We start from the raw sequence: 16,421 nt of genomic DNA on the forward strand, positions 1-16,421 counted from the left end.
TTATTACTAATTTTTACTGGCTACTTTGTTTTTAGTTTGTTGAGTAATGATCTATTGCTTGGCAAGCCAGTCAGATATTGATTTTTTTATGTGCAACCACTGCAATTGCTTGTTCAGCCGGTGAGTTAACTTTGATCTTAGTTGGGGTGACGCGTCTGTTTGTCTGAAAGCGCATACCATAAAGCACATATTGATAGCTTGCCGATGGGAAGACTTCTTCATTTTGAAAGAAATCATAACGACTAGGCGGTTGGTATTGCCATAGTTTAATAAGAGTTTTAAGATCTTCACTAATACTTTCGGGCTTTTGGTTATCAAGCCAATACTTTGAGTCTTCACGTTTACTTAAAACATAATGTAATTTTAAAAAGTCGATGATGCGATTCCAACGATAAATAAATTTTTCATTGAAACGGTTAGCAATGATGTCCATATGCTGACGAGTAACGGGTAATTCATCCGTTATCATGGTAGATGCTAACTCGATCATAGCTAAAGCTGAAGCTTCTAGCGGTTCAAGAAAACCTGCAGACATCCCAATAGCGACACAGTTTTTATGCCAAAACTTTTCTCTATGACCTGGTTCAAATGTTATTTTTCTAGGTGTGAGTAATGCTGCTTGTGCTTCGCCAATTGACTGAGTAAGGTATTGTTTTAATGCTTGTTCAGCGTCAACATCATTTGTATGAGCGCTAGAATAGGTGTATCCCACACCACGTCGGGTTTGTAATCCTATATCCCAAATCCGGCCTGAATCTTGGGCTGTGGATAATGTTGTTGAATTTATTGGGGCATCTTTAGTTGGGTAGGGTACTTGTACAGCAAGCGCAGAATCATTAAATAAAATATGCTTTTTGTTGATAAAGTTAATTTTATAATGCTTTCCTAATAATAGTGAAGCACTCCCAGTACAATCAATAAATAGATCGCCTTCAATATTGCCGTGTGCTTTAGTACTTATGGCAGCTATATCATCATTTTCGGCAGAGATAATGTCATCCATATGGTCAACAATGTGTCGAACGTTTAATGTTTTGATACAGTGCTTTTGTAAGAGAGCAGCAAATTTCATTGCGTCAAGGTGGTATCCATAATTTGTTACGGCGGCGTAATCTGGAGTGGCTTCTTGTTTTGGTGCTAAACCTGCTTGACAAACATGGCTTTGTATATTGACAGTGTCTGCAAATGATTGTTGAAAGTGATTGGCTTGCCAAGCCGCGTGTAAATCAACTTGACCATAGCCATTTGGTGTCATAAAAGGGTGATAGTAATAATCATCAGGGCTGCCGGTTCTCCAACCAACAAATTTTGAGCCTTGTTTAAATGAAACGTCACATTGTTGGATAAACTCTTTTTCGTTTATGCCTATTTTTTCTAACGTATTACGCATTGATGGCCAGGTACCTTCGCCAACACCAATACTATTCACTTCAGGGGATTCAATTAGCGTTATCTGAATTTCACTGGCTGAATCAATACAGTGTTCGGCTGCTATACTACCGGCGGTAATCCATCCTGCGGATCCGCCACCAACAATGACAATTTTTTTTATAGGTTTATCCATGTAATCTCCTACCTACGGGTATTACTAATTCGTTACCTTTATTCTTAGTGCCCGAGCAACAAGTTTATTCATTGGTATAAATTATTATGTGTCAATCGATAAATGCCGTGCAAGTGCACGGCATTTATAAAGGTAATTATCTAACTAAATATCTAGCTAAATAAACTTAGAAAGTATAACGTGCGCCAAAAGCATAACGTGCTTCTTGTTCAGCTAAATTCCATAATTGAACACTAGTGCGACCATGGATACGGGTGTCTTCACCTGTAATATTGATGCCTTCTAAAAATACTGATAATTGCTCATTAACTTGATAGGCCACATTAAAGTCAATTTGTGCATAAGCTTCAGTATACGCAGGTTCATTGATATATCTAGCTTGTGAGTTTAAAAAGTCATCACGCCAGTTATAGGCAACACGTGCTTGAAAAGCATCTTTTTCATACATTAAAATCAAGTTAGCTGTGTCACTTAAACCAACAAGGGCAAACTGTGTTACAGATGGATCAGCGTTGTTATCAAAACCTACATCACCAGAAACGGTTGTATAGTTAGCTTGAATACCAAAGCCACTCTCACCGAAGAAATGTTGTGCTGCAATTTCAAAACCGTTTATTTTAGCTTCTTTATTGTTTACAAATTTCGTTACAGTAAAGTCCATTAATGGATCATCGCTGTTCGGCAATACATCATAATCTACTTCAAATTGCTCAGCAGGAATTGAATAGTAATCTACGTTGTTTTCAGTCGCGGCAACCATGGCGAATAAGTTGGTATCGGTTAACTCTTCACCTAACGCTTCTAAAGCTATTGCAGCAGCTTGAGCACGCGGGCCTGCTGTTGCATCACGCAAACCGTATACATTTTCCACAACAGGTTCACGACCGGCAAAGTTATTAACACGCTTTTCATAATAACCAATTGACACATAGCCGGTATCTGCGAAGTACCATTCAGCAGATAAATCAACATTGTCTGATTCTAGCGGCACTAATCCTGGGTTACCACTGGATGCTGTACCTAATTGTACGCCTGCCATTGTTGTTGGGCCAGAAGGACCACTAACCCCTGCCGCAGCAGCACTTAATTGATCATATGTGGGGCGAGCAATTGTTTTACTGTAAGAGAATCGAGTGATAACATTATCAACCACTTCTATGTCAAAATCAAAGTTTGGGTAAAAGATGGTTGTAATCAGCTTTAGCTGAAAAATCTTGCATGCCCGTGCCAAAACGTACGTTAAAATCATTATTACCTTCCCACGCCACTGCGTTAGGTAAGGCAACATTTGCTGAAGAGGTAATGTCAGTACTTTCAAAGCGAAGACCAAAGCAGACATATTATAGGGACGACCGCCTAGTTCACCTGAAAGATCCAATTGGAAGAATGCAGACGTAATATCTTCTTTTATGGTGCGATCAGTTGCTGCTGCACCATTGGCAACAAAATCAAAACCATATTCACCAAACTCGCCCATTCTCCTATTTGCGATGCGCTCCCCGTGAAACCTTGATTAAAAGCATTGCTTTTATCAAAATCATTAATCTCGCTAGTAAAATCAACTAAGGTTAAGTAGTTATCAGGTAATTCACCTGGGTTTTCAATACCCCAGTTACCCATAGTATGGCGTGTTAAGCTCTGTACTGAATGGCTTTCCATTGAACGAGATTCAATACCGAATTCAATACTTCCTTCTTCGAACTCATACGCACCAATAACACGAAATTCATCTATTTCAGTTTTCTGAGATGAATAATTCATATCAAGAATTGAAGTACCTACATCATCTTGATCAAGTACACCGTTACAGTTTAAGCCTCTTCTAGCATCACAGTCGTCAAAATCAACATGCATTATTGGATAACCATTGTTGAATTCAACACTTTGACCTGCAGAAATGTTTGCACCTAAACCGGCATTAACCCAGGTTCCATATTGGGCATCAGGTGAGCTTTCAGCAGTGGAACTATGACCGTCAAATGTCAATGTGAAATAATCGTTCACATCATATTTGATATTTAAACCAATTGAATCATTTTCGTTTACTTGGTTAAGTTCTTGTAGTGCTAAACCTAAATCACGTGGCGCTTGATCACCACGATCTTCATTGTAGTCAACCGGTGTGGTCACAGTTTCATCATCAAAACCTAGATTTGATTTGTAAGTATCCATCCAGATGGATTGTTCAGCACGGGATTGAAAAGTGTCTTGTTTTGAATAGGTATAATCTAGCGTTGCAGTTAATGTTTCTACTGGTCTAAATTGTAATGTTAACTGCGCATTTGTACGTTCACGTTCTTGATCCGAAATAAAATAACGTAAATCTGAAGGCATTGAATAGATTTGACCGAGTGCAGGCTCATTAGCTATTTGAATGTCACTCGCTGCTTGTGGAATAGTGCCATCGTATAAACTTGTACGCCATTCGTTAACAAAAGCGCCAGAAGTTGAGCTATGTCTTGTTTGTGTATTGACGGTTAAAGAAGCACCAAATTTTTCTTCTTCATCAGTCCAACTCAGTAGTCCAGATAACTCTGGAGTAACATCATCACCAACACGATTACTGGTATCCATTATTGCTTTTGCGCCAACACTCGCGTGCATACCAGGATTATCAAGTGGCTTACCGGTTACAATGTTAATAACAGCACCAATACCACCAGTTGCAATGTTTGCTCGACCGGTTTTATAAACAGAAACAGATTTAACAGCATCGGAGGCTAGGTTTGAAAATTCGAAGGCACGTGAATTTGACACACCGCCGCCGCCTGGTAGGCTCGAAGCGGGCATAGTACGGCCGTTCAACGTTACCATATTATAATCTGGACCAAAACCACGAACGGTTACTTTGCTACCTTCGCCATTGTCTCTGTCAATTGAAACACCGGTTATACGCTGTAAAGATTCGGCTAAGTTAGTATCAGGGAATTTACCAATGTCTTCTGCTGAAATAGCGTCAACTACACCTGATGCATCACGTTTTAATCTTGTCGACTCTTTAATACTAGAACGCATTCCTGTTACGGTAATAACTTCTAAACTTTCTTCTAGGGCTACTTCTTCTGCTGATATCGCAGGAAGAGCTGTAACCCCTAAAATTAATGATAAGCTTGTTGCCACTTTTGTTTTAATAAATTTATTCTGAATCATGTTTATCTCCCACCAATTTACATGTTTTATAATTATCTGTTGTAGTAAGCGCTTTCATTAATTATTTAGTATCGTGTTTAAGGTGATAAATTACAAACAAATGAAAGCGCTTACATTTAAGTTAGAGTATTAAATGATTAAGGTCAATAACTATTTTTATAATTATACAAACCAATGAATAATCTTACGCCAAATAAGTAAGTTTCTTTAAAAGCCAATAAAAATTTATGTAGTAATAAGTCATTTAAAAACAATTGGTTGATTGTTTTTAAAAATTGTTTTTGTAAATTTACATTGTGTTTATAAAAAATATGAATTATTTTGTAAGCGCTTACATTTTATCGTTATAAGGATAAAATATTGAATTATTCATTATTTTATCCTTATAAGAATGCGTTTTAAATTGAAGCATAAAAATTTTACTATTATCTATGATTCAATAAGGGATTTATTCGTGAACAGTAATCTGCGTTTAAAAGAGAAAGTTGCTTATGCTTGTGGTGACGTTGCATCCAATTTTTATTGGCGTGTGTTTGATGTGTTTTTATTTATTTTCTATACCGATGTTTTCGGTATCTCAGCGGCAGCTGTAGGTACCTTAATGTTAGTCACACGGTTAATTGATGCTTTTTCTGATCCGTTAATGGGGGCGTTAGCCGATAGAACTAAAACCCGTTTTGGCAAATTTAGGCCTTATCTTTTGTGGGGGATTATTCCTATTGTTGCTGCGGGTGTTTTAACTTTTACAGTACCCGATCTTAGTGAAGATAATAAATTGATTTGGGCTTATGGCACCTACATTTTTATGATGTTGGCCTATACCTTTATTAATGTGCCATACGGCGCATTACTTGGTGTGATAACGAGCGATACGCAACAACGTACTACACTCACTAGTTTTCGGTTTATAGGCGCTTTTTCAGGGGGAGCCTGGTTGCTTATTTAACACCGGAATTAGTTCTATATTTAGGACAAGGGAATGAAGCATTAGGTCGGCAATTAACCATGGGGCTGTATGGTTGTATTTCAGCGCTGTTATTTACACTGACATTTTATGGTACTAAAGAACGTATTTCACCACCACCAGATCAAAAAACACCAGTGTTACAAGACATTAAAGATCTAGGGCATAATAAACCTTGGTTAGTGTTATTTGGTTTGGCGCTCATCATCATGATCACCATTTCGTTACGAGCAAGTTCAGGGACATTTTATTTTAAATATTACACACAACGACCTGACTTGATTGGTAGTTTTGCAATGGTATACATGATCGCTTTAGCTATAGGGGCGGCATCGACACCCTTGTTAACACGATATGTAGATAAACGTCGTTTGTTGATTATTTTAATGAGTATAGTCGCTAGCTTATCTACCGCATTCTATTTTGTTCCTAGAGACAATATTGCGTTGATGTTCGGACTGCAAATTATGATTGGATTGGCGTTAGGACCAAAATCACCCTTGGTTTTTTCAATGTATGCAGATACCGCTGATTTTTCTGAATGGAAAACAGGTAGAAGAGCAACGGCAATGATATTTTCTGCTGCTGCTTTTGCACAAAAATTAGGAGGAGCACTTGCGGGGGCAACAATAGGTGGTTGCTTGCATCACTGGGTTATGTGGCTAACCAAATACAAACAGGCGCATCAGAGCAAGGCATAGTGCTTTTATTGACTATTATTCCCGCGGTTTTTGCTGCATTAGCTATTCCTCTCATAATGCTGTATCCATTAGACAACAAAACCTTAACAGATGTGCAAAGAGGTTTACATCAAAGAAAAAATACAGTGGTAAAACAGGATGAAAACGAGGTTATGAATAATGGGTAATATGGTTAATACAGAGAATAAATCACGTGTGAAAGTTGAACTTGATTGCCCGATTAAAATGCCAAAAGCCAGTGGTTTTTTGTGGAATAAAAAGATGGTTGTACAAGTGAATTGTCGTGGCTATGTAAATTCACAGTATATGCAGCCTGAGCCAAGAAAATACTCTTATGCGCCTAACATGGAAGAAAAAACTTTTATTCAGCCAGAGCATAGCTATTTTACTCACCACCCGGGACGTTTTTTCTATATTAAAGATGAAGATCTTGAACAGTGCTTTTCAGTACCTTATGAGCCAATGAGAAAAAAACTTGATAAGTTTAGTTTCGTTCAAACTGCTAGTGAAATTTACTGGTTGATTGAGCACTTAGAGCTGAGCATAAAAATTTCCATAAGCTTAAGTAAGCAAGATATTGTTGAACGTTGGTCTTTATCAGTTAAAAATATGAGAGCTTCGGGTGGACAGCGAAATATCAGTATTTATCCCTATTTCACTATCGGTTATATGTCTTGGATGAATCAATCAGCCTGTTTTAATGAACAACTAAACGCGATTGTTGCTTCGGCAATAACACCATACCAAAAAGTAGAGCAGTATTTTAAAAACAAAGACTTGAAAGAAAAATCATTTTTCATCGCCGACAAAAAACCAACAACTTGGCATACTAATCAAGCAGCCTTCGAAGGGGAAGGAGGCTTACATGCACCAGACGCATTAAAGACACTTACACTATCTAATGATGAAGCCAGATATGAAACACCGGTTGCGGTTTTTCAATACCGAGAGTCATTCGGTGAAAATGAAGGTATCGATTATCAATTTTTATTTGGTCCCGCTAAAGATGAGTTAGAAATAGCGACATTAGCTAAGCGTTATTTTGGTGCTGAAAAAGCAAAACAGGCACAACAAGTTTATGATACGTATATTGCTAAAGGGCAAGGGTGTTTAGCTGTCAACACAGGTGCCGCTGAATTTGACGATTTTGTTAACCATTGGTTGCCTAGGCAAATGTATTATCATGGCGATGTTAATCGCCTAAGTACGGATCCTCAAACGCGTAACTATATTCAAGATAATATGGGCATGTGTTATATCAATCCTAATATCGCGCGGGATGCTTTTATTTTAGCATTATCACAGCAACAAGTTAGTGGCGCGATGCCCGACGGTATTTTACTTCATGAACAAGCGGAACTTAAATATATTAATCAAATCCCTCATGCGGATCATTGTGTTTGGTTACCGATATGTTTGGCAGTTTATTTAAATGAGACGGGTGACGTTAGTTTGTTATCAAGCAATATTTCATTTGCCGATTCTAATAAAACCAAAACCTTCAGTGAACACATAATGCTTGCGCTAGATTGGTTATTAGCGGCTACAGATCACAGAGACTTAAGCTTGATAGAGCAAGGTGATTGGTGTGACCCTATGAACATGGTTGGTTACAGAGGTAAGGGGGTTTCAAGTTGGTTGTCTCTTGCTACGGCATACGCGTTGAATACATGGTGCGATTTGTGTGATGACTATAATATCAATATTGATGTGAAAAAACTCATGGATTACCGACTAGCTGCTACAACCATAAATAAAGCGGTTAATTCATATTTGTGGGCCGACAACTGGTTTGCTCGAGGCATAACTGATGAAAACCGTGTTTTTGGTACCGTGAAAGATAACGAAGGACAAATATACCTAAATCCACAAAGCTGGGCTATATTAAGTGGTGCCGCATCACCAGAACAGCAACAGCGGATGATCAAGGCAATTACTAAACAATTAATGACGCCTTATGGCGTGATGATGTTAGCACCAAGTTATACCCACATGATTGAAGACATCGGTCGAATTACACAAAAGCATCCTGGTGTTTCAGAAAACGGCTCTGTTTATAATCATGCCGCCATTTTTTATGCTTACAGTTTATACCAAATAAATGAAAATGATTTAGCCTTTGATGTATTAAAAAAAATACTACCTGCTATAGACGATGCTGATCAAAGCGGACAGCGGCGGTTTTTGTGCCTAATTATTACCGCGGCGCTTATCATCAATATCCAGATCAAGCAGGTCGTTCAAGTCAGTTATTTAATACGGGTACACTGGCTTGGCTGTATCGTTGTTTAGTCGAAGAGTTGTGTGGTTTAAAAGGGGGAATGGTGTTTTGCATGTTGCCCCTAAATTACCCCGTTGTTTAAACAGTATATCTGGGCAGCGATTATTTCGTGGTGCAAAACTCATCTATGTTATCGAAAAATCTAACTCAATAGAAAGTATCAAAACCTATTTAGATGGTGAATTGATGCTAAATAATCAATTAGCCAATATTAAAGCAGATAAAACGTATCAAGTGCGTATTTTGGTGCCTGATAATGACTAGACTTTCTAATGAAAAACAACAAAACATAGACAAACTTTCCCTATATATTGTGATGGGGGTTAGTGGCTCAGGTAAATCAGTTATTGGAGAAAAACTTGCGCAATACCTTAGCAATCAAATTAAGGTTGAATTTATTGATGCAGACGATTTTCATTCACCACAAGCCAAACAGCGTATGGCTGCTAACCTTCCACTTGATGACACCATGAGAAAGCCTTGGGTGAATGCGATTATGAATAAACTGATGGAGTTAGCATCGCAAAATAAAAATGTGGTATTAGCATTTTCTGGCTTAAAGCTTAAGCATAGAAACTGTTTACGTTCATTAAGTTTTAATACGGTTTTTTATTATCTCCAAGCCGATATGAATATTATACGAACGCGTATGTTAAACCGTAACAATCATTTCTTTAAACCGGAACTATTAACTAGTCAATTTTTAGCAATGGAAGCCGTGAGTGATGATGAGCAAAACTTAACTACGATAGATGTCAGTGGATCATTAGATGAGGTCTACCAAACAAGTTATCACACATGTTCAGCAAACACTGTAAAGGTCCTGATATGAACAAAGTAATCGCGAATTTTTTAATTTTTTCATGCTGTCTTGTGGCCATATTTGGTCATGTGGCTATAGCTCATGATAAGAGCGAAAATTTACTATTGGCACACAAAGCATCAACTAATATTCTGATTGATGGTAAGGCGGATGAAACCAGTGGGCATTAGCATCATGGCAGCCTCTAGATCATTTAATGTCAGGCAGCCAACCAACAACAGACGATTTTAGTGGCAGATTTAAAATCTTATGGGATGCAGAACAACTTTATTTGTTGGTTGAAGTTGTTGATAACATATTATTTGATCAACATGCCGATCCTTTGCACTTTTATTGGGATGATGATTGCCTAGAGGTTTTTATCGACGAAGATGCATCAGGTGGAAATCACCAATTTAATTTTAATGCCTTTGCATATCATATTGCGCTTGATAATCAAGTGGTTGATATAGGTCCTAATAAACAAGATGGTTCAACAAATTTTGTGTTGTTAAATGAGCACCTTAATAGTATTTGGCGACGCAGAGAAAGTAAGCCCCACAAAATTATCTGGGAAGTCGCGCTTCGTGTTTATGGTGATGATTTTACATTATATTCAAACAATAAAAATCAGCAGCCAGTCACCTTAACTCTAGGTAAAACGCTCGGTTTTATGTTGGCTTATTGTGATAACGATGGTTCAAAAGAAAGAGAAAGTTTTATGGGGTCAACAGATATTAAGCCTGTTAATGGTGATAAAAATTTAGGTTATATCACCGCAGATGTTTTTCAAAAACTAAAATTAATTGAATAGCTTAGGTTATTAAACAACAGATTATAATAATTAAAGGTAGATACAGACTTATGACGATAAAAGTAAAGCAGATATTAAAACCGATTAACGTAACCTTTTTAGCTATGTTAACTTTAGTTATGTTAGTTACGGCGTGTCAAAATGACTCAGTACAAACAGTACAAACAGTACAAACAGTACAAACCAACAATACACAAAGCAATCGTCTAGCCTCAGTTGAAACAGATGTTACCCGATTATTGAATGAGATGACTTTAGCCGAGAAAGTATCCCTTACACATGCAAGTGGTAAGTTTCATGTTAATGCGATAGAGCGTCTTGGTATACCAGAAATGTGGCTTTCTGATGGTCCCCATGGTGTTCGCCATCAAATTCAAAAGCACAGTTGGGCATCGGTGGTTGGACTGATGACTACTCAACTTATTTGCCACATCTTACTTCAGTTGCCGCAAGTTGGGATGTTGAAATAGCCCGATTACATGGACAAGTATTAGGCGCAGAAGCACGAGACAGAAAAAAAGATTTTATTTTGGGTCCGGGTGTGAACTTAGCAAGATTACCACTTTATGGTAGAAATTTTGAATATATGGGCGAGGATCCAATTTTAGCAGCTAAATTGGTTGTTCCTCAAATTAAAGCGATTCAAGAAAACGATGTAGCAGCAACCGTTAAGCATTATGCACTCAATACACAAGAATTAAATCGAACAGGTGTTAACGCAAAACCAACAGAGCGTACTTTAAGAGAGGTGTACTTACCCGCATTTGAAGCAGCCGTTAAAGAGGCGGCGTGTTAGGTATGATGGGGTCGTATAACCAATATTTTGGTACTAATGCTAATCAAAGTAAACATTTAGTGAGGGATATTCTGAAAGGGGAGTGGGGATATCAAGGGGTATTACTCACCGATTGGAATGTTGACATTAATACCTATGATGCGGCGATGCATGGTCTTGATCTCGAAATGGGAACCGATGTTGAAGATTACCAGGATTATTTCTTTGCCAAGCCGTTATTAACAATGGTGCAAGCGGGAAAAATACCTGAATCGGTTGTTGATGATAAAGCTCGACGATTATTAAGAGTGCAACATACTATTGGTATGTATGATAACAATAGAAAAATTGGCAACAGAAATACTAAGACTCACCAAGCTGCAGCGCGTAAAATAGCCGCTGAAGGTGTTGTGTTACTTAAAAACAAGGTTGTTGACTCAACACCTGTGTTGCCTTTAAACATAACTAAAATAAAGAATATATTAGTCCTAGGTCCTAACGCAGATAAAAAACATGGTACGGGTGGTGGTTCTTCTGAAGTTAAATCTTTGTACGAAGTGACACCGTTAGCAGGGTTGAAAGCAGCGTTGGGTGATAACGTCAGCATTAATGTCATGAGAGCGAAAAGTAGTGAGTTATCTCCTATTGCTAGTGATTACGTTGCCGGCAGACATTGGACAGGTACACCTGCGTGGAATATTTCCTATTATGCTGAGCAAGCACGGAAAACATTAATTGAAGAATCTTGGATTGTTGACTCACAATTTAAACCAAAGAAACAATTATCACCCCAACATATCACGATGAAGGCTAAAATTAAGCCGTTAGCCAGTGGTATTCATCATCTACATGCTGAAGTGCAAGGAGATTTTCAATTAAAAATCAATAATGAATTAGTGATTACCTATCAAGAAGGTATAAGCAGTAAATCAGCACTAAACTATGATATTTCGCTAGAGGAAAGTGAAGAATATGCGTTTGAAATTGAATATGATGGGCAAAAACATTTTATGTTGGGTTGGAACGCGCCAGGTGAATTGTTTACTAGTGAAACAGACTATTTAACGGCAGCAAAAAAAGCGGATGCAGTTATCTATTTTGGTGGCTTGAGTCATGCCGATGATAGAGAGTCAATTGACCGCTCAAATATGAAGTTACCCAATTCGCAAGATGAAATTATTGCAAAACTACTTAAGGTTAATAAAAAAACGATTATTTTCTTAGTTGCCGGCTCTGCTGTTGAAATGCCGTGGGTTGAGCAGGCTAATGCGATTGTTTGGGGATGGTATGGTGGTATGGAAGCGGGTAATGCTTTTGCTGATGTGTTAACGGGGAAAGTTAATCCTAGCGGTAAAATGCCAATTACGTTACCTGTTCGTCTTGAAGATACTGCGCCTATTGCACTGAACGATTATACTGCAAAAGAGAGTTTATACACTGAAGGGGTTTTTATTGGTTACCGTTGGTTTGAGCAACAAAAAATAAAGCCATTATTTAGCTTTGGCCATGGGCTATCTTTTACACAATTTGATATTAGTAACATTAAACTATCAAAAAATACCGTAGCGCATAATGACGATATTTTTGTCACTGCCACAGTTAAGAATATAGGGACAGTTCGGCGCAGAAGTGGTACAACTTTACCTACGTGATGTTGAGTCAAGTGTTTCAAGACCGATAAAAGAGTTAAAAGGTTTTGCGAAAGTTATGCTGCAACCCAAAGAAACTAAAATTGTCAGGTTTAAGTTAACCACGCGCGATTTATCTTTTTGGGATGAAAAAACAAATGATTGGCTAGCTGAGCCTGGAGAGTTTGAAGTGTTACTGGGTAATTCATTAGACAATATTAGCCATCGTGAGAAGTTTATTTTGCAATAATAATCATAAAATTAGCATTGTATACTGTTTTACAAGCCAAAATAACATTATGCTTGTGTACTTTGGGTGAGTACATTAACGTAGCAGGAAATGAATTTTGTTAAGGCGTAGGTCGTGTTAGGTAAAATAACAGAGAATACTGTATTTAGGCGGTACAATACAGCTGTTGTTGTTGCTTTTATTGTCATTGTTTTTATCGCGCTTACGGCGGCGTCACTTCGTTATATTAGTGAATTGTCTGATCATAAAAAGCGGGGATTAAATCAGTTAACAGCACAAGCTAACCAATTAAATGCAATGTTAGTCCAAAGCGAGCAAGCAATTACTGGTATCCAAGAGTTTGCTCAATATAACCTTAAATATCCAGATGAACTACATGCAAAAATACCGCCTTTAAGGCAAGATGGTTCTTTGTTTTTTCTGGATAAACCGATCCGTAGCTCTTTAGAAGAAAACAAACGTATCAGTGGCAATATTACAGGATTTGGGCAAATTGATGAATTTTCGTTGATAAAACAACAAGAAATCGCCATGGCCAATGCATTAACTCCGGCTTTTGTTGCGGCGCAAAAAATAATTGCAGAAGCCAATTGGTTTTACTACGTTTCTGTTGAGCAATTTGTCAACATATTCCCTGGATTGGTCGTGATAGGCGGCGATTTAGTGATCGAATGCTCACAAATATCCATGCAAAAAAAATACAAGCACTTGGGTTAGAAAATAATAAAGTTGTATGGTCATCGCCCTATATTGATACTGCGGGTACCGGAATAAACTTCTCCTTAGGTATGGGGGTTTACCGTAATAAAGACATGCTAGGCGCAGTTATTATTGATGTTAGTTTAGCTCGCTTGCAGCAAAGCTTGCCCGAGTTAACATCAGCAGATCAACGTTTAGTATTACTTAATCAAAGCAATGATATTTTAATTTTTAAACAAAAAGGCGAGGCGCCTTTAAGTTATCGGACATCATGGCAAAAACTTTTACCTGAGGCGTTGCACCAGTTAAATCCAGATAAATTAACGCAGTTACCTGATTCATCACAAATTGGTGATTGGTTAGTTGAAAAACATACCTTGCCAATTAATGGTTGGACGCTGTTAAAATACCAACCCTACTCAACGTTTATTTCCCCTTTACGTAGTCATTTTATATACATGTTTACTATTTTGTTAATTGGTTTACTTGCGTTTTTAATGCTAGTAAATGCTATGACAAAACGTAGTTTTATTAAACCGACTCATGATTTTATTAGTCATATTGAGTATTGTGCTCAAGGCGACCCTGGAAAAGTAAAGGCCACGGCTGATTGGTTGCATTGGTTTATCCTAGTTGAAGATATATTCACTCAAAATCGAAGTTTACTGCTGCAATTAAAAGAGCAAAATGAAGTACTCGATAGTCGGGTGTTAGAAAAAACCAGAGCACTATTAGAAAGTAGTATAAAACATCAGCGTGATTATGTTTTATTACGTTCTGTTATGAACGCAATTCCGGAATTAATTATTTTTAACGACCCTGATGGAAACTTAATGGGCTGTAACCATGCGTTTGAGCTTTTAAGTGGTCGTTCAGAAAGTCAAATGCTAGGTTTTCAAGCGAAAGCGTTTATACCGAATGAGCTAGCTGCTGAAATTGAGCATTTAAACGAACATTTTACTGCTGAATATCCTCAGCAAGCATTACTTAGAACACATGACAAAAGTTATCAAGGTTATCATAATCAATTTACTAATGAGCAAGGAGAAGTGCTTGGTACTATTACTATTTTACAAGATGTTACGGTACAACAAGCTACACAATCAGCTTTAAAACTTGCTAAAAACCAAGCTGAGAATGCTAACCAGGTCAAAACACAGTTCTTGGCCAATATGAGCCATGAAATTAGAACCCCTATCAATGCCATACAAGGGATGATGAGTTTATTAACTCGTACGCTGATAGATTCGCGGCAACAACACTATTTAGAAAATGCACAAACCGCTGCCTTTACTTTGTTGCATCTTATTGATGAATTACTTGATTTATCAAAAATTGAAGCAGGTAAAATGCATATAGTTAAGGGGGTAATTGATTTACCGGTTATCGATAAGGCCATTAAACTAAACTCTACCAACCTTCACCTAAAAAAATTAACCATGCGTGTTGAGTGGGCAGCGAATGTTCCTCGCTTTCTTATGAGTGATGAAATGCGGTTAGTTCAAGTACTTTCTAATTTATTAAATAATTCTATCAAATTTACTGAGCAAGGCGAAATCGCTCTATACATTGACATTATAGCTTTGAGCCAGAAAGATGCCACAATTCAATTTAAGATGAAAGATACAGGCATTGGCATAGCGAAAGAAAACCAAACTCACTTGTTTGATGCTTTTTCTCAAGCTGATGTTTCGATGACAAGAAAATATGGAGGTTCAGGGTCACGGGGTTATCTATTTGCCAACAAATAGTGAAATTGCCGGGAGGTGAAATTGTACTTAATAGTGAAATTTGGGTGAAGGTTGTGAATTTCACTTTATTTTACCTTTCGTTATCCCTGATAATGACGACATCATAAAATTAGACGCTTATCATGATTTCAATGGGAGTGATGCATTAACCCTGAATGTATATGGTGTTCAGCAAACATTGTCTGAGAGTTGTATTGATACAATTAAAGCTATGTCTTGGGATTATCATTCATGTCATGATCTCCATGAATTAAAAGTATTGTTGTCAAATAGTACTCACCTAGATAAAACATCGTCTAATCAAGCATGTTGCGACAGTATCAATGTATTATTAATTAATGAAGATGTGCTGTCTCAAAGCACAATGCATGCTAATTTATTTGCTGAAGTGGATTTAATCGCACTTTGTCAGCCGGTCATGCAAGAGTTAAGCGGTAGTATTTGTAAGCAACTTGATCTGATGAACGTACCGTATATTTTGCTTGATACCCCCTTATATCGTTACTCTTTAGATAAAATTGGGCAGTCGGTACTGCACCTTTTAAGCGAGGGGTCAAAAGAAAAAGACACGTTAATATCAGCTGAAAACACCCTCTCATCAATGTCACCTTTATTAAGTCATAAAGATGAAGTTCAAAAAAAGAGGCTTAATGAAGAAGATAGTCTCAAAGAAGACTTATCCAATGTACATGTATTATTAGTTGAAGACAATTTAGTAAATCAACTGGTTGCTAAAGAATTACTTCTCAGTATGAAAGCAAGTGTAACCATTGCTGATAATGGTCAAAAGGCATTGCAGGCACTTAAAGAAGAGGTGTTTGATGTGGTTTTAATGGATATTCAAATGCCGATAATGGATGGTTTGACGGCAACAAAAGAAATAAGAAAAAATAAAAAATATCAGAGCCTGCCAATTATCGCGATGACCGCACATGCGCGAGCAGAGGATAAACAACTCAGCCTATCTCCGGGATGAACCTACATATTGCCAAGCCTATTACCCCGGCATTACTTTTAAAGAGTATATTAGAAGCGATAAAGC

At 37.6% G+C, this 16,421-nt stretch carries 13 protein-coding genes and 3 pseudogenes; 14 read left to right on the forward strand and 2 right to left on the reverse strand.

Annotated features, from left to right (window positions below):
• Positions 1–20: 20 nt before the first annotated feature.
• Together L3081_RS06150 and L3081_RS06155 are read right to left on the reverse strand one after the other, a co-directional pair.
• Positions 21–1,564 (reverse strand): annotated as a pseudogene (locus L3081_RS06150) (tryptophan halogenase family protein).
• Positions 1,565–1,730: 166 nt separating this feature from the next.
• Positions 1,731–4,714 (reverse strand): annotated as a pseudogene (locus tag L3081_RS06155) (TonB-dependent receptor).
• A 391-nt stretch (positions 4,715–5,105) separates the two neighbouring features.
• Between L3081_RS06155 and L3081_RS06160 the strand changes: the two are divergent.
• The 14 genes and pseudogenes from L3081_RS06160 to L3081_RS28060 all read left to right on the forward strand — a co-directional run bounded on the left by L3081_RS06160 (position 5,106) and on the right by L3081_RS28060 (position 16,355).
• A pseudogene (locus tag L3081_RS06160) lies at positions 5,106–6,379 on the forward strand (MFS transporter).
• On the forward strand, positions 6,337–6,546 hold the full coding sequence (locus L3081_RS06165) for a hypothetical protein (protein ID WP_242284219.1): 210 nt from the start codon (positions 6,337–6,339) through the stop codon (positions 6,544–6,546). Before L3081_RS06160 ends, L3081_RS06165 begins: the two are co-directional and overlap by 43 nt.
• Positions 6,539–8,671, forward strand: a complete 2,133-nt coding sequence (locus L3081_RS06170; protein ID WP_242284221.1) for a GH36-type glycosyl hydrolase domain-containing protein — start codon at positions 6,539–6,541, stop codon at positions 8,669–8,671. Before L3081_RS06165 ends, L3081_RS06170 begins: the two co-directional genes overlap by 8 nt.
• On the forward strand, positions 8,664–8,924 hold the full coding sequence (locus L3081_RS06175) for a hypothetical protein (RefSeq protein ID WP_242284222.1): 261 nt from the start codon (positions 8,664–8,666) through the stop codon (positions 8,922–8,924). The genes L3081_RS06170 and L3081_RS06175 overlap by 8 nt, the downstream gene beginning before the upstream one ends.
• Positions 8,917–9,492 carry a gluconokinase gene (locus L3081_RS06180; RefSeq protein ID WP_242284224.1) on the forward strand — a complete coding sequence of 192 codons (576 nt, stop codon included), beginning with the start codon at positions 8,917–8,919 and terminating at the stop codon, positions 9,490–9,492. The genes L3081_RS06175 and L3081_RS06180 overlap by 8 nt, the downstream gene beginning before the upstream one ends.
• Positions 9,489–9,653 (forward strand): hypothetical protein, encoded by a 165-nt coding sequence (locus tag L3081_RS06185; RefSeq protein WP_242284226.1) that lies wholly within the window; start codon positions 9,489–9,491, stop codon positions 9,651–9,653. The genes L3081_RS06180 and L3081_RS06185 overlap by 4 nt, the downstream gene beginning before the upstream one ends.
• Before the next feature lie 26 nt (positions 9,654–9,679).
• Complete coding sequence (locus tag L3081_RS06190) at positions 9,680–10,276, forward strand: CBM9 family sugar-binding protein (protein WP_242284227.1); 597 nt, start codon at positions 9,680–9,682, stop codon at positions 10,274–10,276.
• A 50-nt stretch (positions 10,277–10,326) separates the two neighbouring features.
• Positions 10,327–10,746 (forward strand): hypothetical protein, encoded by a 420-nt coding sequence (locus L3081_RS06195; RefSeq protein WP_242284229.1) that lies wholly within the window; start codon positions 10,327–10,329, stop codon positions 10,744–10,746.
• The gene (locus L3081_RS26490; RefSeq protein WP_274620344.1) at positions 10,701–11,072 is read left to right on the forward strand and encodes a glycoside hydrolase family 3 N-terminal domain-containing protein; all 372 of its coding nucleotides are present in this window, start codon (positions 10,701–10,703) and stop codon (positions 11,070–11,072) included. Before L3081_RS06195 ends, L3081_RS26490 begins: the two co-directional genes overlap by 46 nt.
• Before the next feature lie 2 nt (positions 11,073–11,074).
• Positions 11,075–12,703 (forward strand): glycoside hydrolase family 3 C-terminal domain-containing protein, encoded by a 1,629-nt coding sequence (locus L3081_RS06205; protein ID WP_274620345.1) that lies wholly within the window; start codon positions 11,075–11,077, stop codon positions 12,701–12,703.
• Positions 12,681–12,929: a fibronectin type III-like domain-contianing protein gene (locus L3081_RS06210; protein WP_242284231.1), complete on the forward strand. Its 249-nt coding sequence runs from the start codon at positions 12,681–12,683 to the stop codon at positions 12,927–12,929. Before L3081_RS06205 ends, L3081_RS06210 begins: the two co-directional genes overlap by 23 nt.
• Before the next feature lie 114 nt (positions 12,930–13,043).
• Positions 13,044–13,646 (forward strand): hypothetical protein, encoded by a 603-nt coding sequence (locus tag L3081_RS28050; protein WP_338027139.1) that lies wholly within the window; start codon positions 13,044–13,046, stop codon positions 13,644–13,646.
• Positions 13,601–15,379, forward strand: a complete 1,779-nt coding sequence (locus tag L3081_RS28055; protein WP_338027140.1) for a histidine kinase dimerization/phospho-acceptor domain-containing protein — start codon at positions 13,601–13,603, stop codon at positions 15,377–15,379. Before L3081_RS28050 ends, L3081_RS28055 begins: the two co-directional genes overlap by 46 nt.
• A gap of 40 nt (positions 15,380–15,419) precedes the next feature.
• Complete coding sequence (locus L3081_RS28060) at positions 15,420–16,355, forward strand: response regulator (protein ID WP_338027141.1); 936 nt, start codon at positions 15,420–15,422, stop codon at positions 16,353–16,355.
• Positions 16,356–16,421 lie beyond the last annotated feature (66 nt).

This window comes from Colwellia maritima (assembly GCF_022669015.1).
GTDB lineage: Bacteria > Pseudomonadota > Gammaproteobacteria > Enterobacterales > Alteromonadaceae > Colwellia > Colwellia maritima.

Excerpts from the sequence above, each read along its gene's own strand:
- L3081_RS06195 (WP_242284229.1), top strand. The coding sequence starts at position 10,327 with ATGACGATAAAAGTAAAGCAGATATTAAAACCGATTAACGTAACCTTT.
- L3081_RS06190 (WP_242284227.1), top strand. The coding sequence starts at position 9,680 with ATGTCAGGCAGCCAACCAACAACAGACGATTTTAGTGGCAGATTTAAA.
- L3081_RS06205 (WP_274620345.1), top strand. The coding sequence starts at position 11,075 with ATGATGGGGTCGTATAACCAATATTTTGGTACTAATGCTAATCAAAGT.
- L3081_RS28055 (WP_338027140.1), top strand. The coding sequence starts at position 13,601 with ATGCTCACAAATATCCATGCAAAAAAAATACAAGCACTTGGGTTAGAA.
- L3081_RS06180 (WP_242284224.1), top strand. The coding sequence starts at position 8,917 with ATGACTAGACTTTCTAATGAAAAACAACAAAACATAGACAAACTTTCC.
- L3081_RS06185 (WP_242284226.1), top strand. The coding sequence starts at position 9,489 with ATGAACAAAGTAATCGCGAATTTTTTAATTTTTTCATGCTGTCTTGTG.
- L3081_RS06170 (WP_242284221.1), top strand. The coding sequence starts at position 6,539 with ATGGGTAATATGGTTAATACAGAGAATAAATCACGTGTGAAAGTTGAA.